At 60.3% G+C, this 25120-nt stretch carries 22 protein-coding genes; all 22 read right to left on the bottom strand.

Annotated elements, in window-relative coordinates:
* Positions 1-135 precede the first annotated feature (135 nt).
* Entirely contained in the window at positions 136-1548 is a 1413-nt protein-coding gene (locus RCH93_RS01450; RefSeq protein WP_306546392.1) for a cobyrinate a,c-diamide synthase, read from the bottom strand.
* An 88-nt stretch (positions 1549-1636) separates the two neighbouring features.
* Complete coding sequence (locus tag RCH93_RS01445; RefSeq protein ID WP_306546390.1) at positions 1637-2335, bottom strand: lysophospholipid acyltransferase family protein; 699 nt, start codon at positions 2333-2335, stop codon at positions 1637-1639.
* On the bottom strand, positions 2328-4373 hold the full coding sequence (gene uvrB / locus RCH93_RS01440; RefSeq protein ID WP_306546387.1) for an excinuclease ABC subunit UvrB: 2046 nt from the start codon (positions 4371-4373) through the stop codon (positions 2328-2330). Before uvrB ends, RCH93_RS01445 begins: the two co-directional genes overlap by 8 nt.
* Before the next feature lie 87 nt (positions 4374-4460).
* Entirely contained in the window at positions 4461-6341 is a 1881-nt protein-coding gene (locus tag RCH93_RS01435; RefSeq protein ID WP_306546385.1) for a bifunctional acetyl-CoA hydrolase/transferase family protein/GNAT family N-acetyltransferase, read from the bottom strand.
* Between the two features lie 41 nt (positions 6342-6382).
* Positions 6383-8521 carry an acetate--CoA ligase family protein gene (locus RCH93_RS01430; protein ID WP_306546383.1) on the bottom strand — a complete coding sequence of 713 codons (2139 nt, stop codon included), beginning with the start codon at positions 8519-8521 and terminating at the stop codon, positions 6383-6385.
* Between the two features lie 11 nt (positions 8522-8532).
* Positions 8533-9189, bottom strand: coding sequence for a CBS domain-containing protein (locus RCH93_RS01425; RefSeq protein ID WP_306546381.1), 657 nt, complete (start codon positions 9187-9189; stop codon positions 8533-8535).
* A 34-nt stretch (positions 9190-9223) separates the two neighbouring features.
* Positions 9224-10189 (bottom strand): histone deacetylase, encoded by a 966-nt coding sequence (locus RCH93_RS01420; RefSeq protein WP_306546379.1) that lies wholly within the window; start codon positions 10187-10189, stop codon positions 9224-9226.
* A gap of 358 nt (positions 10190-10547) precedes the next feature.
* Entirely contained in the window at positions 10548-11474 is a 927-nt protein-coding gene (locus RCH93_RS01415; RefSeq protein WP_306546377.1) for an alpha/beta fold hydrolase, read from the bottom strand.
* Between the two features lie 57 nt (positions 11475-11531).
* Entirely contained in the window at positions 11532-12977 is a 1446-nt protein-coding gene (locus tag RCH93_RS01410) for an NADH-quinone oxidoreductase subunit N (RefSeq protein WP_306546376.1), read from the bottom strand.
* Positions 12978-13026: 49 nt separating this feature from the next.
* A complete protein-coding gene (locus RCH93_RS01405) occupies positions 13027-14538 on the bottom strand; it encodes an NADH-quinone oxidoreductase subunit M (protein ID WP_306546374.1) in 1512 nt (503 codons plus the stop codon).
* A gap of 30 nt (positions 14539-14568) precedes the next feature.
* Positions 14569-16491, bottom strand: a complete 1923-nt coding sequence (gene nuoL / locus RCH93_RS01400) for an NADH-quinone oxidoreductase subunit L (protein WP_306546372.1) — start codon at positions 16489-16491, stop codon at positions 14569-14571.
* 5 nt (positions 16492-16496) lie between these two features.
* Positions 16497-16799, bottom strand: a complete 303-nt coding sequence (gene nuoK / locus RCH93_RS01395) for an NADH-quinone oxidoreductase subunit NuoK (RefSeq protein WP_306546370.1) — start codon at positions 16797-16799, stop codon at positions 16497-16499.
* Positions 16796-17380 (bottom strand): NADH-quinone oxidoreductase subunit J, encoded by a 585-nt coding sequence (locus RCH93_RS01390; RefSeq protein WP_306546368.1) that lies wholly within the window; start codon positions 17378-17380, stop codon positions 16796-16798. The genes nuoK and RCH93_RS01390 overlap by 4 nt, the downstream gene beginning before the upstream one ends.
* Before the next feature lie 11 nt (positions 17381-17391).
* Positions 17392-18030, bottom strand: a complete 639-nt coding sequence (nuoI, locus tag RCH93_RS01385) for an NADH-quinone oxidoreductase subunit NuoI (RefSeq protein WP_306546366.1) — start codon at positions 18028-18030, stop codon at positions 17392-17394.
* Positions 18031-18055: 25 nt separating this feature from the next.
* Positions 18056-19024 carry an NADH-quinone oxidoreductase subunit NuoH gene (gene nuoH, locus RCH93_RS01380; RefSeq protein ID WP_306546365.1) on the bottom strand — a complete coding sequence of 323 codons (969 nt, stop codon included), beginning with the start codon at positions 19022-19024 and terminating at the stop codon, positions 18056-18058.
* Positions 19025-19110: 86 nt separating this feature from the next.
* Entirely contained in the window at positions 19111-19671 is a 561-nt protein-coding gene (locus tag RCH93_RS01375) for a hypothetical protein (RefSeq protein ID WP_306546363.1), read from the bottom strand.
* Positions 19672-19688: 17 nt separating this feature from the next.
* Positions 19689-20915, bottom strand: a complete 1227-nt coding sequence (locus RCH93_RS01370; RefSeq protein ID WP_306546361.1) for an NADH-quinone oxidoreductase subunit D — start codon at positions 20913-20915, stop codon at positions 19689-19691.
* On the bottom strand, positions 20912-21499 hold the full coding sequence (locus tag RCH93_RS01365; RefSeq protein ID WP_306546359.1) for an NADH-quinone oxidoreductase subunit C: 588 nt from the start codon (positions 21497-21499) through the stop codon (positions 20912-20914). Before RCH93_RS01365 ends, RCH93_RS01370 begins: the two co-directional genes overlap by 4 nt.
* Positions 21481-21978, bottom strand: a complete 498-nt coding sequence (locus RCH93_RS01360) for an NADH-quinone oxidoreductase subunit B (RefSeq protein WP_306546503.1) — start codon at positions 21976-21978, stop codon at positions 21481-21483. The genes RCH93_RS01365 and RCH93_RS01360 overlap by 19 nt, the downstream gene beginning before the upstream one ends.
* Positions 21979-21989: 11 nt before the next feature.
* Complete coding sequence (locus RCH93_RS01355; RefSeq protein WP_306546357.1) at positions 21990-22358, bottom strand: NADH-quinone oxidoreductase subunit A; 369 nt, start codon at positions 22356-22358, stop codon at positions 21990-21992.
* Between the two features lie 13 nt (positions 22359-22371).
* Entirely contained in the window at positions 22372-22875 is a 504-nt protein-coding gene (locus RCH93_RS01350; protein WP_306546355.1) for a 4Fe-4S dicluster domain-containing protein, read from the bottom strand.
* A gap of 16 nt (positions 22876-22891) precedes the next feature.
* A complete protein-coding gene (locus RCH93_RS01345) occupies positions 22892-24976 on the bottom strand; it encodes a molybdopterin-dependent oxidoreductase (protein ID WP_306546353.1) in 2085 nt (694 codons plus the stop codon).
* Between the last annotated feature and the right edge of the window lie 144 nt (positions 24977-25120).

Genomic DNA, 25120 nt, shown 5'->3' with positions numbered 1-25120 from the left:
ATCCATTCAGAGGGAAGAAAAGAGTTGGGTTATTATATAGGCAGGCCCGGAGCTTGTCAAAAACAGCTTGCCCGAATGCTGGGTTCCTGGACCCTGCAGACGGGCGTTTCACGACTGCGGCACATAGCGCAAGTCTCAGCACAAGCCGCCGCACTCGGCAGAGCAACCGGCAGAGGCCCGCCGCATTGCATGTTCGCGTGCGGCGGCAATGAATCCCGGCGCCCATTGGGGTGTTCCCGAAGCCAGCACATGGGTGTACAGGGCCAGGACATTGTTTTTCACCAGCCCGTCGCGGCCCCCGTAAAATCCTGCGCCCCGTTCCATGCTCAAGGCCAAGTCCTCGGTGACGCCGTCCCACTGGTGGACCATCGAATAGCGAAATTCATGGCCCTTGATCCGGGCGCCCACCGGGTAAAAACTGTTGGCCTTTTCCACGGTAAAGGTTGAATAGCCGTGGGCCTGGGGTTTAGCACCCAGGGTGAAGGTCACCGGAAAAACCCCGGCCAGCGGATACTCGCAGCCCTCAAGGATAATTGAGCGACCGAGAAAAATCAGGCCGCCGCACTCGGCATAGACCGGTAGACCGGCGTCAATGCGGTAGCGGACCGACTGACGAAACGTTGCGTTGTCGGCCAACTGCTGGGCGCTGGTTTCGGGAAAACCGCCGCCGATGTAGAGGCCGTCGATCTCCGGCGGCAGTTCTCTGGAATGGAGAGCGTCGATCATCACCAGTCGCGCCCCGCCGCTCTGCAGGGCTTCCAGGTTTTCTTCGTAATAAAACTGAAAGGCGGCGTCACGCAGCACGCCGATGGTCAGGCGCGGCTTGACCGAGGAGGAATGTGCCGGCGGCAGAGGCACGATCCCCCGCATCCGAGCGACAATGGCGTCCAGATCGAAATGGGTCTCGGCCAGGGCCGCCAGCCTGTCGACTGCATCACCGGCGGCGGCATACTCCTGGTGGGGCGTCACCCCGAGATGCCGCATGGGAAAGATGTCCTGCTTCAACCGAGGCATGATCCCCAGCACCGGCAGGTCGGTGTATCGTTCCAGGGATTGGCGGATGATCGACTCGTGCCGGTTGGTGGCGATCTGGTTGAGAATGACGCCGGCAAACTTGATGCGCGGATCAAAGGCCTGACAGCCCAGCACCAGGGCCGCCACGGTCCGGGTGGTTTTCGAGCAGTTGACCACCAGCAGCACCGGCAACTCGAGCAACTGAGCCAATTCGGCAGTAGAAAATTCGCCGCCGGCGTTGACGCCGTCGAAGATGCCCCGATTGCCTTCGACCACGGCGTAATCGCAGCCGTTGATGTGGCCCTGAAAGGTGGAGACAATGGCCGCAGGCGACATCAAATAGGGATCAAGGTTGTAACAGGGCTGGCCGGCAGCCTTGCTCATCCAGCCGGCGTCGATGTAATCCGGTCCCTTTTTGAACGCGGCCACGCCCCTGCCCCGATTTTTCAGGGCGGCAATCAAGCCCACCGACACCACCGATTTCCCCGAACCGCCACTGAGTCCGGCCAGCACCAAACTATTTACTCGTTCCAAATCCGTCTTCCTTAACTATTGCTCGTATCAATATGAATATGGGCCTCAAAAAACAGTCTTCCCGGTGACCGTTGAATCCCTTGTCTGCTCAGACTTTTTGGGTGCGCTGCGGCACGCCCAGATCATGCGGAGGCAGGCCGATTTCGTTCCAGGCCGCTTCATAGGCCCGGTTGAGCCGATGCTCCAGCTCAAGCCGATAGGCTTCGATCTGCTCCGGGGTCACTGCCGGCGGCACCCTCAGGGGCTCGCCGTGGCGCACCACAATGGCGGCAAAGGGCAACGGAACCAGGGTGCGATCCCAACTGCGGAACTTCAGGGTTCGGTTGGCGGCCCAGGCGATGGGGAAGATCGGTTTGCCCGACTTGCTGGCCATCAGAATCACGCCCGCCTGCGCCCGCCGGGCCGGCCCCTGCGAGCCGTCGGCGACGATGGCGCTGTTTTTGCCGTGCCGCAGGTGGTCGATCATCTCCCGCAGCGCCTTGACCCCGCCCCGGTTGGAGGAGCCGCGCACCGGCACATGGCCCATCAGTTGGGCCAACCGGGCAATGTATTCGCCGTCCTTGGAGGCGCTGACCATGACCGCCGCCGGATAGCGCCCCAAATAAAACATGTTGTAGAGAAACGAATAGTGCCAGAAGGCGGCGATGCCGGTGTCACGCTCGGCATAAGCGCGAAAGGACGCGCCGTCCCGCACCTTGACCCGGCAGCTGGCAAACCACAGCCGCAACAACCACAGCACCAGTCGCGGGGCCGCAACCAACGAACATGTATACCAAAAATCAGCCAACTGCCAGCTCCAGCATTTTGAGTTCCCTGATGCGGTCACGATAACTGGCCGCTTCTTCAAAGGCCAGTTGCTTGGCCGCTTCCTGCATCTTCTTTTCCAGCTCGGCAATCTCCCGGTGGAGTGCGTCAATGCTGTGATAGACCACCTCGGGCTCGGCGGCGGCCAGCGCCGCGCGCCCATGGTTTTCGTCCGCGCTCTGCCAGCCCGAGGCCCGCAGGTGCTGGTTCATGGCGTCCTTGATCTCCGAGATGATGGTTCGGGGGGTGATGCCGTGCTCGCGGTTGTAGGCTTCCTGGATGGCGCGGCGGCGGTTGGTCTCGTTGATGGTGTACTGCATCGAGGGGGTCACCCGGTCGGCATAGAGAATGACCATGCCCTCGGCGTTGCGGGCGGCGCGGCCGCAGGTCTGCACCAGGGAGCGTTCGGAGCGCAGAAACCCTTCCTTGTCGGCGTCGAGCACCGCCACCAGCGACACCTCGGGAATATCCAGCCCCTCGCGCAGTAGGTTGATGCCCACCAGGACGTCGTACTCGCGGTGACGCAACTCGCGGATCAACTCCACCCGCTCGAGCGTCTTGACGTCCGAATGGAGATACCGCACCCGGATGCCCAAGTCCTCGTAATACGAGGTCAGGTCTTCGGCCATGCGCTTGGTCAGGGTGGTGACCAGCACCGCCTGGTTGCGCTCCACCCGCAGCCGGATTTCCTCAAGCAGATCATCCACCTGGGTGGAAGCCGGCCGCACCTCGATGCGGGGATCAAGCAGCCCGGTGGGCCGGATCAGCTGCTCGACCACGTGATCGCCGGCTTTTTCCAGCTCGTAACGGCCGGGCGTGGCCGAAACGTAGACCGCCTGGCGGATGCGGCGTTCAAATTCATCAAACCGCAGCGGCCGGTTGTCCAGGGCCGAGGGCAGACGAAACCCGAAATTGACCAGGGTCTGTTTGCGCGACCGATCGCCGTTGAACATGCCGCCGATCTGCGGCACGCCAATGTGCGACTCGTCGATGATCAGCAGATAATCGTCGGGAAAATAATCGAGCAGGTTGGGCGGCGGCGCGCCCGGTTCCTTGCCGGTGAGGTGGCGGCTGTAGTTCTCGATGCCGTTGCAGTAGCCCAGTTCGCCGATCATCTCCAGGTCAAACATGGTTCGCTGTTCCAGGCGCTGGGCCTCGACCAGCCGGTTGTCCGCCTGCAGTTCGGTCAGTCGCAGCTGCAGCTCGTCCTGGATCGAGCTCATGGCGGTCTTGAGATTGTCCTGGCTGGTGACAAAGTGGCTGCCGGGAAAGACGGTGGTTTCTTCAACGTCTGCGACCACCACCCCGCGCAGGGGATCGATGATCGACAAACTGTCGATGGCGTCGCCGAAAAATTCGACCCGCACCGCATGCTCTTCCTCATGCGCCGGGAAGATGTCGATGACGTCGCCCCGCACCCGGAACACGCCGCGATGAAAGGAAAATTCGTTGCGCTCGTAGAGCATGAAAGCCAGCCGCCGCTGCACCTCTTCCATGGGATATTCGTCGCCGACGCGCAAAAACAGGTGCATGTTTTTGTACTCGTCCGGCGAACCCAGGCCGTAGATGCAGGAGACCGAGGCCACGATCAGCACGTCGCGGCGGGTGAGCAGCGAACGGGTGGCCGAATGGCGCATCTTGTCGATGGCGTCGTTGATCGATGAATCCTTTTCGATGTAGGTGTCGGAGGCCGGAATATAGGCCTCGGGCTGGTAGTAATCGTAGTAGGAGACGAAGTATTCGACCGCGTTGTGGGGAAACAGCTCGCGAAATTCGCCGAACAGCTGGGCCGCCAGGGTCTTGTTGGGGGCCATCACCAGGGTGGGCCGCTGCACCCGGGCCACCACCTGGGCCATGGTGAAGGTCTTGCCCGAACCGGTAACGCCGAGCAGCACCTGATCGCGCACCCCGGCCTCGATATTCGCCGTCAGCCGCTCGATGGCCGCAGGCTGATCGCCAGCCGGAGCAAAATCAGAAACAATGACAAAGGCTTGTTCGCTGGAATAGGTAGGCGCCTGCACGGGATGCGGATTCCTCTGGGTTGCGGTAATGGAGCGCGCAAGATACCCCCAACCGATCCGATGCGCAACCGCGCCGCCTCCCCTGCCCTAAAATTCCATGTGAAAACTGAACACGCCCTCTTCCAGCTGGCTGCTCACCTTAAGCCCGGAATGGTTGAACACGTTCTGCATCCGTTCGTTCTCGCGCAGGACCTCGGCGGTGAAGCCAGAGATGCCGTTGCGTTTGGCGATCTTGATCAGATGCTGGAAAAGGAAGGTGCCCAAGCCCTTGTTCTGCCACCCGTCGCGGACCACAAAGGCAACCTCGGCCAGGTTGGTCTTTTCATTGAGGTAGTAGGTGCCGACCGCGATGATCTGCTCGCCGTGGGCCTCGGGCACGGTGCCCACCACCGCCACGTCGCGGCGATGATCGATGTAGACGAAATCCTGGATCTGGCGGGTGGTGAAGTGCTGCTGCCGGCTCATGAACCGGTAGTAGATGGTCTCCTGGCTGAGATTGTAGATCAGGTCGCGCATGTGCGGCTCGTCGGTGGGCTTGATCGAGCGGAAGTCGACCTCCAGGCCGTCTTCCAGGAGCAGGGAGGCGCGGATCGATTCCTCCACCGGAATGGTGAACCGGTTGCCAAAGCGGGCCAGACCGGGGCGCAGGTATTTGGCGGCCACCGCCTCGCGGAACAGCTGCTCGCGAAAATCAGGATGGGCAATGGAGATCAAGGCCATGACCCGCTCCTGGATCGACTTGCCGTGCAGATAGGCCACCCCGTGTTCGGTGACCACATAGTGGACGCTGGCCCGGTTGATGACCACGCCGGAACCGGGCTGCAGGGTGCAGACAATGCGCGACTGGTCGCCCTCCTTGTTGAGCGACGGCAGGGTGATGATTGCCCGGCCGCTCTCGGACTTGGCGGCGCCGCGATTGAAATCGATCTGGCCGCCGATGCCGGAATAGAAGCGGCCGCCCACCGAATCGGAACAGACCTGGCCGGTGAGGTCGATCTCCAGGGCCATGTTGACCGCCACCATCCGCTTGTGTTTGCCGATGACGTTGGCGTCGTTGATGTATTCCGTGGGCCGGAAGCTGAACAGGGGGTTGTCGTGGATGTAGTCGTAGAGCCGCTTGGTGCCCATACAGAAGCTGGCGGTGATCTTGCCCTTGTCGATGGTCTTGCAGGCTCCGGTCACGGCCCCGGATTCGATCAGGGGGATGATGGTGTCGGAGATCATCTCGGTGTGGAAGCCGATGTCCTTGCGGTCGAGCAGAAACTCCATCACCACCTGGGGGATGCGGCCGTAGCCGGGCACCCGGCCCAACCCCAGTTCAATGGTGGAACCGTTGGGAATCAGGGCGGCGGCGGTTTGGGCGATCTTGCGGCTGATCGGGTTGGGCGGATCAATCTCCCGTTCCAGAATCGGTCGGTCCACCGGCACCAGGATGTCGAGGTCAAAGACGTCGACCAGGGTGTCGCCGTGGGTCCAGGGCATGTTGGGATTGACCTCGGCAATGACCAGCGAGGCGTTCTCGGTGGCGCTGCGGACAATGTCCACCGAAATCCCCAGACTCACCCGGCCGCGGGTGTCCGGCGGGGTCACCTGGATCAGGGCCACGTCGATCGGCAGGCTGCCGGAATCAAACAGCTTGGGCACGTCGGAGAGCAGGATCGGGGTGTAGTCGCCAAATCCTTCCTGGATCACGTCGCGGATGTTGGAACTGATGAAAAAGGCGTTGATCGCAAAGCTGTCCGACATCTTTTTGTCGGCATAGGGGGCCTCGCCTTTGGTGATCAGCTGGATAATCTCAACATTGGTCAGCGACCGGGACCGTTTGGTCATGGCCGCGATCAGCTCCTGCGGCGCGCCGCAACCCGTGCCGATGAACACCCGCTGCCCAGGCTTGAGGTGACTCAGAGCCTGGGTTGAAGTGGCGATCATGTCGCTGTATTTTTCCTGCCAGTCTTTCTCGTATTCCATGACAAACCCCTTGTGGGTTGGATAAAAATGGCGCCGGCCGTTCAGGCGCCGGTCAGCAGCGGCGCGAAGGTCGGACGGGCGTCGGTCAGCAGCGGCGCAAAGGTCATGCGGGCGTCGGCCACCACCGGTTCGTTGCCGACCTCGCCGACAATCAGGGGGTTGATGTCCAGTTCAACGATCTGGGGAAAATCGGTGGTCAGCTGGCTGATGCGCTGCAGGGCCACGGCGATGGCGCTGATGTCGACCTCCTTGAGGCCGCGCTTGCCCTCCAGCAGTTCATAGGAACGGGTCGACTTGAGCATCTGCACCGCCTCGTTTTCCGTGATCGGGGCCAGATGGAAGGTGACGTCCTTCATCACCTCGACAAAGATGCCGCCCAGACCAAACATCAGCATCGGGCCGAACTGGCGGTCGCGGGTCATGCCGATGATCACCTCCAGCCCTTTTTCCGCCATCTTTTCCACATAGATGCCTTCGACAATGGCGTTGGGCGCGTGCTTGTTGATCCGCAGCATCATCAGGTCAAAGGCGTCGGCGACCTCCTGGCTGGAGCCGATGTTGAGCCGCACCCCGCCCAGATCCGACTTGTGGACGATGCTTGGCGAGACGATCTTCATCGCCACCGGAAAACCAATGAATCGGGCGATCTCCACCGCCTCCTCGGGGGTGGTGGTCAGTCGGCCCTCCATGGTATGGAAACCGTAAGCCTTGAGGATGTCCTTGGATTTAACCTCGCCCAGCCGGAGCCGGCCGGTGCGCTGACGGCGGGTGATGATCCGTTCCACCCGGCGGCGGTTGACCGGAAAGCGGACCACATGCCGGGCCGGACGCCGTTTCCACACCCCGTACTCGTGCATCGCCTTGAGCGCGCCCACCGCCCGCTCGGGCGAATCGTAGAAGGGCAGCCCGGCGGCGGCCAGTTCCTTGCGCGAGGGCATGACGTCGCTGCCGCCCAGGAAGGAGGCCAGCACCGGGGTGGTTTCGTCGAGATGGGCGACAATGGCCCGAACCGTGGCTGCGGGCTGGGTCATGTACTGCGGCGCCAGCACCACCAGGATGGCGTCGATGGAGCCGTCGGCCACGGCAATGTCGATGGCGGCCGCGTAGTGACGGGGCTCGGCGTCGGCGGAGATGTCGATGGGATTGTCGATAAAGGCGGCGGGCGGCAGTTCGGCCCGCAACCGCGCGGCCAGCGGCGCGCTCAACCCGGTGACGGTCAGGCCCGATTTTTCCACCGCGTCGGCGGCCATGGTGCCGGAACCGCCGGAATTGGTGATGATCAGCACCCGGTCGCCCTTGGGGGTGGGTTGCAGCACCAGGGCGGTGGCGTAATCGAACAGGGCCTCAAAGGAGTCGGCGCGGCAGATGCCGGCCCGTTTGAAGGCCGCGCCATAGGCGGTGTCCTTGCCGGCCAGCACCCCGGTGTGGTTGGCCGCCGCCTTGGACCCTGCCTGGGTGGTGCCGGCCTTGAGAATAACTACCGGCTTGTTGATGCTCGCCTCCTGGGCCGCCTTGACGAACTTGTCGCCGTCGCTGATGTCTTCCAGGTAGCCGACGATGACCTTGGTCTCGTCGTCGTGGGCCAGGGCGGCAAGCACGTCGACCTCGGTGATGTCGGCCTTGTTGCCGATGGAGATTGATTTCGACACCCCGAGTTCGCGTTCGTCGGCAATGTCCATCATCGCGGTGCACAGGGCCCCGGACTGGGAAAAAATAGCCAGCGAGCCAGGCTGGGGAATGCGCTTGGAAAACGAGGCGTTGAGCTTGATTGCGGTGTTGATCACGCCCAGGCAGTTGGGCCCAAGCAGGCGCACCCCGCCCGCGCGGCAGATCTCGGTCAACTCGTCTTCGAGCTCGCGGCCCTGCCGGCCAATCTCCTTGAAGCCAGAGGCCACGACCACCACGGCGCCCGCCCTCTTCTTGACCGCGTCGCGAGCCGCCGCCGGCACCATCTCAGCGGGCACCGCGATCACCACCAAATCAATCGACTTGGGATAGTCGCTGAGCTGCGGATACACCGTGCGGCCAAACAACTCGCCGCCGGCGGAATTGATAGGCACAATCGGGCCTTCAAAACCGCTTCTGACCAGGTTGTGCACCGTCTCGTAGCCAACCTTGCCGACGGTCTTGGAGGCCCCGATCACTGCAATCGAGGAGGGAGAAAACAGTCTATTCAGCATAGCCGCCTCGTTCAGATCGATGTTTCCGGGACATGGACGGTAAACCCCTCGGCTTCAAGGGCCTTGTACACGGACCGGATGTTGTAGGTGTTGATGCGCAGATAGATCATGGCCTTGCGCTTGTCGGACCCCTCAACCCGCACCAGACGGGTGAATTGCACCTGTTTTTCTTCCATAATCCTGACCAGTTTGCTCAGCGCCTGAGGATCGCCGGCGTCTTCGATGGACACCAGCACCGAACCCTTGGCGCCCAGCCCGAACAGGTCGCGGTAGGCGTTCATCAAATCGGCGGTGGTAAACACCCCCACCACCTTTTCCTCCTCGTTGACCACCGGCAAGGCCCCGATCTTGCGCGACTGAAACAACAACAGGGCGTCGTCCAGGGTGGCGTTTGGGGTCAGGAAAAGACAATCCCGACTCATCAAGACGGCAATGGGCGTATTGTTGACCTTTTCCTCGACCGTGCCTCGTTCCTTGCTCTGCGCCACGGTCGAAGGGCGGGCGGAACGAAGATCCCGATCCGACAAAACCCCCCGGAGGACGCCCTGGTCGTCCACCACCGGCAGATGCCGGATGTTGTACTGCTGCAGGATGTCGATTGCCTCGGCAACGGTCTGATCCGGCGTGACCGTGACCGGCTTTGGCGTCATATGCTCGTAAATGAACATCGCAATGCTCCCCTGGCCTTATTGCACAATGAACTCATGCATCTTTCTCCACAAGCCCGGACAAATAGGCTTCAACGCAACTGCCAAGTTTTTCAAGACAATACCCGCCTTCCAGGATCGAGAGCAGACGGCCCTCGGTGTAGTCGCGGGCAAGTTCCATAACAAAGACGCCCAACTGCCGATAGAGGTCGACCGTAAAGGCCAGGCCTGACATGTCGTCCTCGCGGTGGGCGTCAAATCCGGCCCCGACGATCAGGACCTCGGGCTGAACAAGGTCGAGAAAGCTTCTGATTTTGGGAAACAGTCGCAGCACCTGCTCGGGGCCGGCGCCAGGCGACAGCGGCAGGTTGAGAATGGTGCCCTTCCCTGCCCCGATGCCTTTGTCCTCGGCCCAACCGGTTCCGGGATAGCTGAAACTGGGGTGCTCGTGAATCGAGACGTAGGCGGTTTCCGGCTCCTCTTCAAAGGCGGTCTGGATGCCGTTGCCGTGGTGGGCGTCAAAATCAAACACGCAGACGCGGCGACGGTTGTACTGCTGCTGCCAGTAACGGGCAGCAATCACGCAGTTGTTGAAAAAGCAGAAGCCATAGGGCTGATTGGGTTCGGCGTGATGTCCCGGCGGCCGGGTTTGGCAGAAGACCACCGAGCCCGGCGCCTGCTCGACCGCGTCCACCCCGACTAGGCCGGAACCGGCTGACAGCGTGGCGATATCGTAGGACTCGTAGCAAACCTGATTGTCGGGATGATCGATGTACGTGCGGCCGGAGAGCACGGCCTCTTCGAAGCGAAACAGCCAGCCTTCGGTGTGAAAGGCAAGCAGCTGGGCGCGCGTGGCCGGCCGGGTGGGGAGACGGCGAATCCGCTTGGCTAGGTGTCCCTCGGCAAGCCGCTCGTTGATCACCTGCAACCGCTCAGGAGTTTCCGGATGTTCGCCGCCGCCGGTGTCGTGCCGGTTAAAGGCGGGATCGGTTATGATGGTGACGACAGGCTCGTTTTCCATTGCGAGGTCCGCTGATCATCTCTTGCCGACCAGGAGCATTATGCGCCCGGCCCGACTCTTTGGGGCAACCTTACCGTATTCTTCGACAAAAACGAAGCATATCTTTGTCTTGCATCAACAACGGGGCCGTCAAGGCGCAGATCCGGTTGCTGACGTGCAGCCTGCAGGTCTGACGCGGTCAAAAAGAGAACGGCTTGGGGTCGAAAAAAAAGCCGCCGCAAGGTTGGTTGCCAACGCTGCGACGGCGTCAAAGGAGCATTGAAACCGAAGAAATGCACGGGGGAGATGGCCGGCTCGCCGACAACCGTTCAGGGTAACCGCCCGCACCCATTCGGCGCCAAAACACAACGAGCAGGGTTCACTGTTGGGCAGCCTTGCGCAGGATTGTATGCACGGCCTGCTCTAAGCCCTGATTAAAGGCATAGGGCCGATCAAGCATCAAAAAATGGTCCGCGTTCGGCACGACCACCGCGTCAAACGACTGCATGTGACGACGATTGGCCTCTGCGTTGATCGGCCAGAGGTCGCCACTGACGCAGACCACCGGCGCTTTGATCTGCTCAAAGATCTTGGCGGCGTCGCCGGCAATGTACTGCTGCATCATTTCCTCGAGTGCGCTCAGCGCCACCCAGGGCGGGGCCGAGGACATGTCGGCGAGTATCCAGTCGCGAATTCGGGGGTCGGTGTCGGGCCGGATCATGCCTTCCACAAAGGCGCGGGTCCCGACCTGGAAATCGTCGACCAGCGGCGCGATCATCTGCTCCAACTCCTTGCGGGTCAGGGGGTATTCAATGTTGTCGAAGGTGTCGACCCCAATCAGGCCGATTACCCGATCCGGCATCAAACGGCCCGCCTCGGCAATCACCTGGCCGCCCATGGAATGGCCGACGAGGATGACGGTCTTGCCGCCCACAGCCTCGACGACCGCGCGCACGTCCTGGCCAAAGGCCTGCATGGTGTAGCGGTAGCGGGTCAGCCCCGAATGGCCGTGCCCGGCGAGATCCAAAACAACCACCCGATATTTCTTGGCAAAATGATCAATCTGGGCGCGCCAATAGCGCGAATCGCAGCTCCAGCCGTGAACAAAGACCAGGGTCGGCTCACCGGTGCCGTACTGTTCATAGGCAATGGGGACGCCGTCCTTGGAAACCGCCGTCTGCGGCCAGACGGATGGGGTGCTCGCCTGGGCCGGCAAGGCAATCAGCGTCAACACCACCAACAGGCAGGCAGTGAACAGAGCGGCGGCCTGCATGGGCAGCGCGCGGCAAGGTTTTGGTGCAATCATCTGGGCGCCTTTTTCCTGGTTAAGGGTTGGAATCAAAGACCTTGATTGGCCGAAGCTTTACATGCCCGACAGGGCGGCCAGGGTCCAATCAAGGAGCGAACCGGGGAACACGCCAAGGCCCAGCACCCCGAGCAGACACAGGCCGAGGGCGGCGCTCATGCCGGGGGAAACGTGCAGGACGTCGGTCTGCCGCGGCTCGTCCATGTACATGTAGCGAACCACCCGCAGGTAAAAATAGGCGGAAATGGCGCTGAACAGCACCGCGCCTACCACGGTGGCGGTGTACCCGGCGGCAAAGGCCGCTTTGAGCAGATAGAACTTGCCAATGAACCCGCCGGTGGGCGGGATGCCGGTGAGGGAGAACAGAAAGACCAGCATCAGGGCGGCGGCCATGGGATTGCGGGCGGCGAGCCCTTTGCAGTCGTCCAGCGACTCGCCGGCGCGTCCGGGCGCGGCCAGCAGCATTAGCACGGCAAAGGCCCCGATGTTCATGAACAGATACATCACCAGATAGGTCATGGCGGCCGCCAGACCTTCAATGGTTCCGGTAAGCAGGCCGAGCAGGGCGTACCCCGCATGGGCAATGGAGGAATAGGCCAACATCCGCTTGAGGCTCTGCTGGCACAGCGCGGTGATGTTGCCCACCGCCATGGTCAACAGCGCCAGCACCGCCAGGATAGGTCCCCACTGGTCATGAAGCGCCGGCAGGCCAAGGTAAAGCACCCGGCCAAACACGGCAAACCCGGCCGCCTTGGGCGCCACCGACATAAAGGCGGTGAGGATGGTCGGCGCGCCCTCGTAGACGTCCGGAGTCCAGAGGTGAAACGGCGCCGCCGCCACCTTGAAACCGAAGCCGGTCAGCAACAGGCCCAGAGCAAGCAGCAGGGCCGGGTTGGCGGTCAACTGCCGGGCAGTGATCTCTTCCGCAATCCGGGCGATCTCGGTGGTCCCGGTCAACCCGTACACCAGCGACATGCCAAACAAGAGCAAGGCTGAAGCGAACCCGCCCATGAGAAAATATTTGATCGCCGCCTCGCTGGTGCGGCCGTCGCGCTTGTGCAGCCCCACCAGGGCGTAGATCGGCAGAGCCATCAATTCCAAACCGAGATACAGGGTCATCAGATCGCCGGCGGCGGCCATGAGCAGCATGCCGACCAGGGAAAGGAGGGTCAGGCTGTAATATTCGCCCTGGCGCAGGTTGATAACGGCGCAAAAACGCTCGCTCATCAAGGTGGTCAGAATCACCGTTCCCAGGCAGATGCTCTTGAACACCATGGCGTAACCGTCGGCCAGCAGCATGCCGCCAAAGCCGATGGCCGGCCGCGCCCCCAAAACCATGGCCAGGGCGGTGAGGCAGCCGATCACGGTCAACCAGGGCAGCAGTTGCCGCTGCCGGGGCAAAAACAGATCAAAACCGATCAGCAGCACGGCGACGCCGATCAGCAGCAGTTCCGGAAGGACAGGTTCCAGGGCGGTCCAGTTGACGGCCACAGATGCAATCATGATCGCTCCTTTTGCACGTTGGCGAAAGTGTTCATGGGGTGTTCAATGCTCAAGGATGCAGGGCAAGAGTAAGCGGCGCCGCCTGACCGGCCAGCCCCAGGCCGTTGACCTGATCAAGCAGATGGCCCACCGAGACGTGGAGGAATCCGAGCAGGGCGTTGGGGTAGAGGCCGATCCAGAAGATCAGCAGCACCATCGGCAGCAGGGTGAGAATTTCGCGCAGATCAAGCGGTTTCAACCCGTGCATGGCCTCGTTGACCTCGTTGAAAAAGATCCGCTGGTAGAGCCACAGCATGTACCAAGCGCCCAGGATCAGGCCGGAAGCGGCAACCACCGCCGTCCAGGGGGCGCGCTCAAAACTGCCCAAAAGGATCAGAAATTCGCCGATAAAACCGTTGGTTCCCGGCAGACCGACCGCAGCTAGGGTGAAAAGGAGAAAAAAGCCGGCAAAGACCGGCATGGTGGTGGCCAGTCCGCCGTAGGCTGTAATCTCGCGGGTGTGGGTCCGCTCATAAACCATGCCGATAGCAAGGAACAGAGCGCCGGTGACCACGCCGTGGTTAATCATCTGCAAAATGGCCCCTTCCAACCCATGCTGGTTAAGGGCGAACATCCCCAGGGTGACAAACCCCATGTGGCTGACCGAACTGTAGGCGATCAAGCGCTTGAGATCGGTCTGGGCCAGGCAGATAATGGCCCCGTAGACAATGGCGATCACCGACAGCACCAGCATCGGCAGCATCATCTCGCGGGTGGCGTCGGGCAGGATGGGCAGGGAAAAGCGGAGGAATCCGTAAGCCCCCATCTTGATCAGCACCCCGGCGAGGATGACCGAACCGGCGGCCGGGGCCTCGGTGTGGGCGTCGGGCAACCAGGTGTGCACGGGCCACATCGGCACCTTGACCGCAAAGGCGGCAAAGAAGGCCCAGAACAGAATCAACTGCAGTTTGAGCGAATAGGGCTGCCCGGCCAGTTTGAGGATGTCAAAGGTGTGCCCGCCGTTCTGATAGAGCAGGATGACGCCCACCAGCATCAGCAGACTGCCGACCAGGGTGAAAAGGAAAAACTTGACCGTGGCGTAAATCCGGTTCGGCCCGCCCCAGACGCCGATGATCAGAAACATCGGAATCAGCATGGCCTCCCAAAAGATGTAGAAGAGGAAAAAGTCGGTGGCGCAGAACACCCCCATCATCGCCCCTTCGAGCAGCAGCAGGCTGATGAAGAATTCCTGCACTTTGGTGGTGATGGATTGCCAGGACACCAGGATGGACAGCACGATGATCAGCGCGGTGAGCAGGAGGAAGAGCACGCTGATGCCGTCGATGCCCAGGGCATAGTTGATGTGCAGCGCCTTGATCCAAGGGTGGACTTCGACAAACTGCATCGCAAAGGTGGTCTTGTCGAACAGCAGGAAGATCGGCGCGCAGAGCGCGAACTCGATCAAACTGACGATCAGGGCCATGATCTTGATGGTTGCGGTCTGCTGCCTGGGCACTATCAAGAGCGAAAGACCGCCGAGAATCGGGAAAAAAATCAGGGTGCTCAAAAGAGGTATGGACATCGAAGACGCTTCCGCAGGTAAGGTTTCGGGTTAGATGCTGACCAAGAGGACGACAACCAGCGCCACGGCGCCGCCGCCCATCCAGGCAAGATAATGCGAGACCTGCCCGTCCTGGATGAGACGCAATTTTTCGGAGAAAACGCCGATGGCCCTGGGAACGCCGTTGACCACGCCGTCTATGCAGGCCAGATCCACCACCCGCAGCAGCACCCCGCGACTGAACGCCAGGGTCGGTTTGACGATGCCGCCGATGTAGATCTCGTCGATGTAGTATTTATTGAGCAGGAGGCGATGACAAAAGGCCAGACGCTCGGCCACGATTGCGGGCAGATGCGGCTTGAGCCGGTACATGTAAAAGGCCAAGCCAATGCCGCAGACTCCAGCCAGGATGGAGCCGAGCATCAGCAGCCCCTCGGTCAGCCCGGAAACATGGACATGGGGATGGCCGAGCACCGGCTCAAGAAAATGGGCCCAGTGATTGTCGCCGCCGATGATCTTGGGTACGCCGAACCAGCCTGCGCCCACGGCTCCGACGGCCAGCAGAATCAGCGGCAGGGTGACCACCGCCGGGGATTCGTGGAGATGGTCGCGCTGATGGTCCGTGCCGCGAAATTCGCCGTGAAAGATGAGGAAAAAGAGGCGGAAGGAGTAGAAGGCGGTCATGAAGGCCACCAGCACGCCGATGGCCCAGGCAAACTTGCCGGCCCCGAGTTCGGTGTTAAAGGCCATGAGCAGGATCTCGTCCTTGCTGAAAAATCCGGCCAGTCCGGGAACGCCGGAAATGGAGAGCGAGGCGAGGAGAAAGGTCCAGTAGGTGATTGGCATTTTGTCTTTCAGGCCGCCCATGGAGCGGACGTCCTGTTCGTGGTGCATGCCCAGGATCACCGAGCCGCAGCCGAGAAAGAGCAGCGCCTTGAAAAAAGCATGGGTGAACAGATGGAAAATGCCGGCGGAATAGGCCCCGACCCCGCAACCGATGAACATGTAGGCCAACTGACTGACCGTGGAATAGGCGACCACCCGTTTGATGTCGGTCTGCACCAGGGCGATGGTGGCGGCAAACAGGGCGGTGATTGCGCCCAGCACGGTGATCAGGTTGAGGGCAAAGTGGGAGAGCTCAAAAATCGGGTTGCAGCGGGCCACCAGGAATACGCCGGCAGTGACCATGGTGGCGGCGTGGATCAGGGCGCTGACCGGGGTCGGCCCTTCCATGGCGTCGGGCAGCCAGACGTGCAGCGGAATCTGCGCTGACTTGCCGATCGCCCCGCAAAACAGCAACAGGGCAATCACCGTGGCCAGACTTGCCTGACCGCCGAACAGGGAGACAGTCTGGCCGGCAATGCCGTCCACCCGGCTGAACACCTCATGATAATGGAGGCTGCCAAACTGGGTGAAGATCAAAAACAGGCCAAGGATAAAGCCGAAATCGCCGAACCTATTGACGATAAAGGCCTTTTTCCCCGCATCCGAGGCGGATTGCTTTTGGTAGTAAAAGCCGATCAGCAGGTAGGACGACAGCCCCACCGCTTCCCAGCCGAAAAAGAGCTGCAGGAAGTTGTTGCCCAGCACCAGCATGAGCATGGAAAAGGTAAACAGGCTCAGGTAGGCGAAAAAGCGGTAATAGCCGTCTTCGCCCTTCATGTAGCCCACCGAATAGATGTGCACCAGGGAGCTGACGCTGGTGACCACGATCAGCATCACCGAGGTGAGCTGATCCACCAGAAAACCCACCGAGACAGTCAGGTTGCCCGAGGCGATCCAGGTGTAGAGATCCTGATTGACGATCTCGCCGGAGCGCACTCGGAAAAAGGCGGCCAAGGCGCAGCAAAACGAGAGCAGAACCGTGATGATCGGCAGCCAGTGCGCCCTGGTTCCCCAGCGTTTGCCCAGCAGCAGGGTCAGGACAAAGGAGGCCAGCGGCAGAAGCGGGATGGCAAGCAAGGAGGCCGGCATGGTGTTCATCCTTTGAGTTGGTTGACGGTGTCGACGTGAACGCTGCGCCGGCTTCGGTACAGGGCAATGGCAATGCCGAGTCCGATGGCGGCCTCGGCTGCAGCCACGGTGATGATGAAGAAGGTGAAGGCCTGACCGCGCAGACTCTCCAGGAAATGGCTGAGCGCCACCAGATTGAGGTTGACGCCGTTGAGCATCAGCTCAAGCGATAAAAACATGATGATCACATTGCGCCGGGTGAGAAATCCGCAGACGCCGATGCAGAACAGGATGGCGGACAGAGCCATGTACCAGGAAAGGGGAATCATTGCGCCGCCTCCTTGTGGTCGGACTGGGCTGGGAGCGGGGTTGTCGCCTCGTCCGCTGCGTTTGCTTCGGTTGCGCCCTCGTCGCGTCGCGCCAGCGCCAAACCGCCGATCAGGGCCACCAGCAGGATCAGGCCGCCGATCTCAAAAGGCAACAGATAGGTGGAATACATCTCCTGGCCCAGGGCCTTGGTGTGGGTGACTTGCTTGATCGCTTCCACCGACCAGACCCCTTTTTCGCCCAGGGTAAAGGCCGGAATCACGTAGAGCAGCGCTGCGGCCAGACCGCCGGCAATGACTCGCCCGATCCAGGGGTTGGCGATAAAGGCGTCCAGGTGCAGTTCCTCGCGCAGGCTGACCAGAAAGAGGACAAAAAGATAGAGCACCAGGATGGCCCCGGCGTAGACGATGATCTGCACCGCCGCCAGAAACTCGGCGTTGAGGGTCAGATAGAGCCCGGCCATGTGAAAAAACAGCACCAGCACCATGAGCACGCAGTGCACCGGGTTGCGCAGGCTGATGGCCAGGATGCCGCTTAGCGTAATCATCAGCGCGCAGTAGCCAAAAAAGATCTGGATAAACATGCACTCCCTCCTCAGGATTGTTCCGGCGTATGGTGCTGCCGCCATTTTCTGCCCACCACCTGCTGCTCGCCGCTCCATTCGGGCGACACCGGCAACCGTTTGGGCGCGGGCAGATCCTGTTCGGACAGGCCGCGCGGCCGCCAGAAGGGATTGACGTATTCTTCGACCGGCGTGTCTAATTCGGCTGCGAACCGATCCCAATTGGCCAGCAATTGCTCTTTGGTGAAATAGAGCGAGGGGCGGGTGTATGAGCCGTACTCATAGACCTCGGTGAGGACGATGGCGTTGACCGGGCAGACCTCCTCGCAGTAGCCGCAGTAGACGCAGCGCAGGGAATCAATCCGGTAGCAGTCGATCACCCGGCGGCTGCCCGGTTCCTTGTCCTTGTGCGAACGGATGCGGATGCAGCGCGACGGGCAGGCCATGGCGCAGCGCATGCAACCGATGCACTTGCAATCGCCGGTCTCGGGATCGCGCACTAGGGCATGCTGGCCGCGAAAACCGGGCCGTATCTTGGGTTTTTCATCGGGATACTGGCGGGTGATCGGCTTGGAAAACAGTCGCTTCAGAGTCAGGGTCATGCCCTGCACGATCTCGGCCTGGAAGATGGTCGCCAACCAGCCCCGTTTGGGTTTGTATTGAATCTGCATATTTTTTGAGAGCTCTCCCCTCCCCTTACCCGATCATCGCCTTGAGGCAGGCGGTGAGGACGATGTTGGCCAGCGCCAGCGGAATGAGCAGCTTCCAGCCCAGATCCATCAGCTGATCGTAGCGGTAGCGCGGCAGGGTGGCCCGGATCCAGATAAAAATGAACATAAACAGGTAGATCTTGAGCACGAACCACAGCGGCGGAAAAAAGGGAACCGCAAAAGGCCCGTTCCAGCCGCCAAGAAAACAGACCGTGCCGATGGAGGCCATGACCATCATGCCGATGTACTCGGCCATGAAAAAGATGGCGTAGCGCATGCCGCTGTATTCGGTGCAGTAGCCGGAAACCAGCTCGGTTTCCGCCTCGGGCAGATCAAAGGGCACCCGGTTGGTCTCGGCCAGCATGCTGATAAAAAAGACAAAAAAACCAATGCACTGGGGAATGAGATACATCCCCAGGATGGAGTTGCCCTGGGCCTCGACGATTTCGCTGAGGTTGAGCGAACCGGAGAGCAGCATCACCCCCACCAGGCTCAGCCCCATGGCAATTTCGTAGCTGATCACCTGGGCCATGGAGCGCAGGCCGCCGAGAAAGCTGAATTTCGAGTTTGAGGCCCAGCCGGCCAGCACCACCCCGTAGCTGGACAGCGAACTCATGGCAAAGATGAACAGCAGGCCGATGTTGATGTCGGCCAGTACCCAGCCCTTGGCAAAGGGCAGCACCGCCAGCGAGGTCATCATCGCAACCAGGCAGATGATCGGCGCGGCCAGGAAGGTCGGCCGGTCGGCGTTGGCCGGGATAATGTCTTCCTTGAAAAAGGATTTGACCCCGTCGGCGATGGGCTGGAGCAATCCGTGCCAGCCCACCCGCATCGGCCCAAGGCGCACCTGCATGTGGCCGATGATTTTGCGCTCAAAATAGGTTGCATAGGCCACATGGAGCATGACCACGGCAAAGAGGATGATGATCCACACGAGCAGGAGCAGGATATTCATAGGGTTCCTTCTGCTTAAAAAACCATTTTGAATGGTTGCACACTTTATTGAATCATTACTTCGTAATAATACAATGAGTCAGTTGGTTATTGTTGATTTAATTGAGGATCGTTGTCATGAATTATAAAAGCGGTATTCAAATCATGAACCTGTGACGGCCGAATTTTGAGTTGAAACGTCTTGATTTCTTTCCAATCGGTTTCTCCTCCTACCTGAGCTTCAAGAATGAAGTCATAATTTTTCAACTCAAACTTAAAGCTCGAAGGCATCTGCACAAATTCACAGATTTGCAACAGTGCTTGCCCTTTATGAACAGCAAATGGAGTAGCAAGGTCATTTTTTATTTTTTCATCAGGTTTTAATTTTTCTACAGTTGCATTAAAAAACAAGAAAGAACGTGTATTATCGATATTAAGAAAAGTAAGACGAAGATTTTCTACCAGAACTGGCAATGCACCTGGATTAAAAAATATTAAAGGCAGTCGGACAAATAGTTTATTCCCCAATTTCCCAGCAGCATAGGTTCGAACACTGCTCACGAGTAGAGAACCTTTTCTCCAATTCATCCACCAAAAGCTGAAAATAGTGAATGATAAAGCAAAACTACTGATCATGAGAGCTGTTTCACTCATTGTTGCTTCACTCATCAAAAAATTTACAACCTTCACCGGTCGGATTCGCCCAGAACCACGTCCAGGCTGCCGATGTTGGCGATCAGATCGGCGATCAACTCGCCCTTGGCAATGGCGGCCAAGGCCCCGATGTGAATGAACGATGGGGAGCGGATGTGCATCCGGTAGGGTCGGTTGTTGCCGTCGGAAATGAAATAAAAGCCCAGCTCGCCTTTGGGAACCTCGGTGGCCAGATAGACGTCGCCGGTAAGATAGGGGGTGCGGTCGCGAATCAGACGAATCAGGCCCGTGCCGTAGGCGCTGCTGTCGGCCTCGATCCGGGCGGGAATTTTGTTGGGCATGACCAGATCCGGGGCGTCCGGGCCGATGATCGGGCCGGGCGGCAATTGGTCGATGCACTGCTGGATGATGCGCGCCGACTGGTGCATCTCTTCCATGCGGCAACGGTAGCGGGCGTAGATGTCGCCGTCGCTGCCCAGCGGCACCTCGAACTCCACCTGATCGTAGGCGTCGTAGGGCTGATGTTTGCGCAGGTCGTAGTCAACCCCGGAACCGCGCAGGCAGGCGCCGGTGAGGCCAAGGGCCAGGGCTTCTTCGCCGCTGAGTTTGCCGACGCCGACGGTGCGTTTAAGCCAGATGCGGTTGGTGTCGATCAGGGTTTCGTATTCTTCGATTTTGGACGGGAAGATGTCGAGGAACCGCTGCAATTCATTGATAAAATGGGAGGTGACGTCCTGACGCACCCCGCCGATCCGGGGATAGGAGAAGGTCAGCCGCGCCCCGCACAACTCCTCGAACAGATCGAGCAGAATCTCGCGTTCGCGGAAACAGTACAAAAAGACGGTCATCGCCCCGATGTCCAGGGCATGGGTGGCCAGCCACAACAGATGCGAGCAGAGGCGCGACATTTCGCACACCAAGGTACGGATGTACTTGGCCCGCAGCGGCACGGAAATCCCCAGCAGCTTTTCCACCGCCAAACAGTAGCCGACGTTGTTGGCCATGGCCGCGATGTAGTCCAACCGGTCGGTGAGGATCAGGGCTTGGGCGTAGGTGCGGTTTTCCGCCAGCTTTTCAAAGCCGCGATGGAGGTAGCCCACCTGGGGTTTGCACTCGATGATGGTTTCGCCGTCCAGTTCAAGATCGACCCGCAGCACGCCGTGGGTGGCCGGATGTTGTGGCCCCATGCGCAGCGAATAGCGTTCGCCTTCGCCGTCGGCCACCGGAACTTCAAGAGTCTGTTGCGTGGGCGAGGTCATTCTTCCTCCTCCTGATCCGGGCCTGCCTGTCCGTGCGCATGCCCTTCCGGATCAAAACCGAATTTATCGAGTTCCTTGACCTGTTCCAGCAGTTCAGTCATGCCGGCCCACTCCACCTTGCCCTTGAGCGGGTATTCCTTGCGCAGCGGATGCCCGACCCAATCCTCGGGCAGGAGCACCCGACGCAGATCGGGATGATTGTTGAAGCGAATGCCCATCAGATCATAGGTTTCCCGTTCCAGCCAATCAGCTCCGCACCAAAGGCCAACCACCGAGTCGATGGCCGGGTCTTTGTCGCCGACCTCGGCCCGCAGGCGAATCTCGTGACGCAACGGGATGGAATAGAGATTGTACACCACCTCAAAGCGCGACAGCCCCGGATCCTTGCGGCGGGCGTTGTCGACCCCGCACAGCGAGCGCAGATGATTCATGCGCAGATCGTCGGAATCGCGCAGCCAGCGGAGCATCTCGACAATCCGACCGGGCCGGACAATCACCGCCGTCTGGCCCTGGTTGGAATAGCTGCTCAATATCTCGTCGGGGAACTCGGCCCGCATCCGCTCGGTTATCGCCACCTGCTCCATCGGAACTGCTCCTTGAGGATCTTTTCCTGTAATTTAAGAAACCCTTCCATCAGGGCCTCGGGCCGGGGCGGACATCCGGGCACATACACGTCCACCGGGATGATCTGATCCACGCCCTGGGTGACCGCGTAGGTGTCGAAGACGCCACCGCTGCAGGCGCAGCTGCCCATGGCCAGCACATAGCGGGGCTCGGGCATCTGATCGTAGACCCGACGCAGCACCGGCGCCATTTTTTTGGTCAGGGTGCCGGCCACCACCATGCAGTCGGCCTGACGCGGACTGGCGCGGAAGAGGATGCCAAAGCGGTCGAGATCGTTGGTTGAGGCCCCTGCATCCATCATCTCGATGGCGCAGCAGGCCAGGCCAAAGGTCACCGGCCAGATCGATCCGGACCGGCCCCAGTTGACCAGTTTGTTGAGCGGCCCCAGAATGGCATTGGCGCCGGGGATGTAACGCACCCCCTCTTCCAGCGGGACCATGGACGGTTCGCTTATTTCTCCCATTGCAGGACTCCCTTTTTCCAGGCGTAGACGTAGCCGACCAGCAGCAGCGCGATGAACAGCAGCATCTCCACCAGGGCGAACAGACCGAGCCGGTCGTAGCTCACGGCCCAGGGATAGAGGTAAATGGCCTCAACGTCGAAGATCACGAACAGGATGGCGATCAGGTAAAACTTGACCGAAAAGCGCATGCGCGGCGCTTCGCTCGGTTCGTTGCCCGATTCGTAGGCGATCAGTTTCTCCCGGTACGGCCGGCTGAGGCGGAAAAACCGGCCCACAAACAGGGTCAGCACCCCAAAGAGGACGCCGAAGATCAACAACAAAAAGATGCCAAGGTATTCCGGGGGCATGGCGTTCATGGCCGCGCTCCTCTCAGCGCCTGTTGCGCAGCAGTTGCTCGGCAAAAGCCTGACGCGCCGACTCCGAGGCCTGGCCCGGCGTGGTGAAGCTCAAACAACCGGTGGTGCATTTGCTGACGCAGGCCGGTTCCAGACCCTCATCGATCCGGTCCATGCACAGATCGCACTTGCCGACCTTGCCGGTTTCGGGATTCCACTGGGGCACGGTCCAGGGGCAGGCGGTGATGCAGGCCTTGCAGCCGACGCAGGATTTGGCCTCGACGTAGACGATGCCGTCCTTGTCGCGGCGGCGCATGGCCCCGGTGGGGCAGGCGTCAACGCACCAGGCCTTTTCGCAGTGAAAGCAGGCAAGGTAGACAAAGTCTATGCGCGGCAACGAACCAGCACTTGATGTCACCTCGATCATCCGGCAGTAAAAGGCGCCGGGGCCGCTGTTGTTTTTATCTTTGCAATGGACCTCGCAGGCCCGGCAGCCAATGCAGTCGGCCACGTTCTGGGTGACGATATATTTGCTCATTTCTGTTCTCCTGCGATTAGACCGGGGTAACGGTGACGAAACTTTCCGCGAGATTGAGACCGCCGCCGGCCTTGTCCCACTCTTTGAGCTTGCCCTGCATGAACATCTGATCGGCCAATCCCTTGCCAACGGACCTTTTTTTGGCGGGCACGTCGGTGCCGAAACCGTGGAGCATGAACACCGCCTGGGGATGGATCAGATCGGTGACGTAGGCGGTTATCGTGCCCTGCTCATCGCCGGACTCGACCCGCACCTGATCGCCGTCTTTGACGCCCAATTTTTTAGCGGCTGCGGTGTTGATCCACAGTTTATTGACGTTGAGCAGTTCGCACAGGATCGGGTTGTTCTGATGCTGGCCGTGGGCCTGGTAGCCGTTGCGGCCGAACAGCAGCCGGAAACTGCCCTCGGGCGGCGGAACCGGAGCCTCGTACGGCGGCAGCGAGGCCACGCCCATGGCCTCCCATTTGGGATTGACGATCTCGATCTTGCCCGACTCGGTGCCGAATTTGAGTTTGTCGCGATCAAACCAAAGGGCCTTGTCGCTCAGTTTGACAAAACCCTGGGCGTCAAAATCGGCAACAGAAAGCCCGGTGTCCTGCAACTGGAACTGCCAGATGTCTTCAATCGATTTGAACGGGAAATATTCGCCCTTGCCCATGCGTTTGGCCAGGTCCAGATAAATTTCCCAGCCGGCCTTGGTGTTGTTCAGGGGCTTGACGCACTGCTGTCGCCGGCCGAAACCGGGTTTCAGTCCTTTTTCGGTGCGCAGGATGTCGTCGCGCTCCAGGAAGGTGTTTTCCGGCAGGATGACGTCGGCAAACCAGGCGGTTTCGCTGAAGTTGACGTCCACCGCCACGATCAGGTCGAGTTTGTCCAGGATGCGCCGCTGTTCGTTGGTGTCGGGCAGGGCGATGAAGGGATTGTGGCGATGGACAAAATAGGCTTTGACCGGATAGGGCGTGCCGGTCTCAATGGCTTCGTAGGCGGTCTGGAGCATGCCCGCGCCTTTGTCCCACTGGGGAAAACGGGAACCGCAGCCGTCCGCCCGCTCTTCGCTGACCGCCGGAACCAGCGCAGCCAGACTTTTGAGGCCCGACTTGCCCACGTCTTTGGGGCCTTTGGGATAAAAGAGCCCGCCGGGCTGCTCGATGCTGCCCATCAGGGCGTTGAGGATGTGGATGATCCGCGAGGCGTGAAAGGAATCGCGATACCGGGCCAGCATCCAGCCGGGATGGATGATCACCTTGGGCCGGTCTTCGTTCAGTTCGCGGCAGAAGGCCTCGATTTCAGAGGCGGCGATGCCGGTTTCTTCGGCCGCCCATACGGGCGTGTACGGGGCGAGGAAGGTTTTGAATTCGGACAGGCCGGTTATGTAGCGTTCAGCAAAATCAAGGTCGTAATAGTTGTTGGAGAGCACACAATGGGCAATGCCGAGCAGCAGGGCGTAATCGGTTCCCGGTTTGATCTGCCAGTACCGGGTGGCCTTGCCGGCGGTGACGGAGGCGCGCGGATCGATGTAGGTCACCCGTGCGCCGTTCTTGACGCCCTTGAGAAAGCTTTTCACTTCCTTGACCTTCAGCGCCTCGGTGATGTTGCGGCCAAAGAGCACAATGTGGCGCGCATTGGCGTAATCGTAGGAAAAATCCTTGCGCCCCAGGCCGTAGACCGATTTGGAGGCGTGGTGGACGTTGCGGCCGCAGGTGCAGTCATGATTGATGTAATTGGGCGAGCCCAGGGCCTTGACAAAGGCCTGACGCAAATCGGCAAAGGGACCGCCGCGGTCGGAAAACATGATCGAGCGCCCGCCGTGTTCGGCAATGACGGCGTTCAGGCGTGTGGTGATGTAGTCGTAGGCCTCGTCCCAGGAGGCTTCCCTCCATTGCCCCTCGCCGCGTTTGCCCATGCGCAGCAGCGGCGCGGTCGGCCGCTGTTTGTCCGCCCGCTGGGCAAAAGCGGCCCCGCCCTTGGCGCAGAGACTGCGGCCCATGCCGCCGTCATGGCTGTTGCCCTCGATCCAGACCGGTTTGCCGTCTTCCACCTGCACAGCCACTGGACAGCGCACGGCGCACATGCCGCAAATGCTGTATTTCGTCTCTTTCATAGAATCCACCCCACACGCATTATCAGAAAACCGACGCAAATCCTTGCCGGCGACAACTCATCTTTTATAAGTAAATTTGATAGAACAATTCAATCCGGGCGACAACAAAAAAAACCAGGAACCATCCCGTCACGCTTCACGACG

It is taken from the genome of Desulfobulbus sp., from assembly GCF_030824455.1.
Classification (GTDB): Bacteria; Desulfobacterota; Desulfobulbia; order Desulfobulbales; family Desulfobulbaceae; genus Desulfobulbus.
Note: the sequence above shows the minus strand (reverse complement) of the source record. Positions and strands in the feature narration are given on the sequence as shown.

Excerpts from the sequence above, each read along its gene's own strand:
- RCH93_RS01435 (WP_306546385.1), bottom strand. The coding sequence starts at position 6,341 with ATGGAATACGAGAAAGACTGGCAGGAAAAATACAGCGACATGATCGCC.
- RCH93_RS01430 (WP_306546383.1), bottom strand. The coding sequence starts at position 8,521 with ATGCTGAATAGACTGTTTTCTCCCTCCTCGATTGCAGTGATCGGGGCC.
- RCH93_RS01425 (WP_306546381.1), bottom strand. The coding sequence starts at position 9,189 with ATGTTCATTTACGAGCATATGACGCCAAAGCCGGTCACGGTCACGCCG.
- RCH93_RS01420 (WP_306546379.1), bottom strand. The coding sequence starts at position 10,189 with ATGGAAAACGAGCCTGTCGTCACCATCATAACCGATCCCGCCTTTAAC.
- RCH93_RS01415 (WP_306546377.1), bottom strand. The coding sequence starts at position 11,474 with ATGATTGCACCAAAACCTTGCCGCGCGCTGCCCATGCAGGCCGCCGCT.
- RCH93_RS01410 (WP_306546376.1), bottom strand. The coding sequence starts at position 12,977 with ATGATTGCATCTGTGGCCGTCAACTGGACCGCCCTGGAACCTGTCCTT.
- RCH93_RS01405 (WP_306546374.1), bottom strand. The coding sequence starts at position 14,538 with ATGTCCATACCTCTTTTGAGCACCCTGATTTTTTTCCCGATTCTCGGC.
- nuoL (WP_306546372.1), bottom strand. The coding sequence starts at position 16,491 with ATGCCGGCCTCCTTGCTTGCCATCCCGCTTCTGCCGCTGGCCTCCTTT.
- nuoK (WP_306546370.1), bottom strand. The coding sequence starts at position 16,799 with ATGATTCCCCTTTCCTGGTACATGGCTCTGTCCGCCATCCTGTTCTGC.
- RCH93_RS01390 (WP_306546368.1), bottom strand. The coding sequence starts at position 17,380 with ATGTTTATCCAGATCTTTTTTGGCTACTGCGCGCTGATGATTACGCTA.
- nuoI (WP_306546366.1), bottom strand. The coding sequence starts at position 18,030 with ATGCAGATTCAATACAAACCCAAACGGGGCTGGTTGGCGACCATCTTC.
- nuoH (WP_306546365.1), bottom strand. The coding sequence starts at position 19,024 with ATGAATATCCTGCTCCTGCTCGTGTGGATCATCATCCTCTTTGCCGTG.
- RCH93_RS01375 (WP_306546363.1), bottom strand. The coding sequence starts at position 19,671 with ATGAGTGAAGCAACAATGAGTGAAACAGCTCTCATGATCAGTAGTTTT.
- RCH93_RS01370 (WP_306546361.1), bottom strand. The coding sequence starts at position 20,915 with ATGACCTCGCCCACGCAACAGACTCTTGAAGTTCCGGTGGCCGACGGC.
- RCH93_RS01365 (WP_306546359.1), bottom strand. The coding sequence starts at position 21,499 with ATGGAGCAGGTGGCGATAACCGAGCGGATGCGGGCCGAGTTCCCCGAC.
- RCH93_RS01360 (WP_306546503.1), bottom strand. The coding sequence starts at position 21,978 with ATGGTCCCGCTGGAAGAGGGGGTGCGTTACATCCCCGGCGCCAATGCC.
- RCH93_RS01355 (WP_306546357.1), bottom strand. The coding sequence starts at position 22,358 with ATGAACGCCATGCCCCCGGAATACCTTGGCATCTTTTTGTTGTTGATC.
- RCH93_RS01350 (WP_306546355.1), bottom strand. The coding sequence starts at position 22,875 with ATGAGCAAATATATCGTCACCCAGAACGTGGCCGACTGCATTGGCTGC.
- RCH93_RS01345 (WP_306546353.1), bottom strand. The coding sequence starts at position 24,976 with ATGAAAGAGACGAAATACAGCATTTGCGGCATGTGCGCCGTGCGCTGT.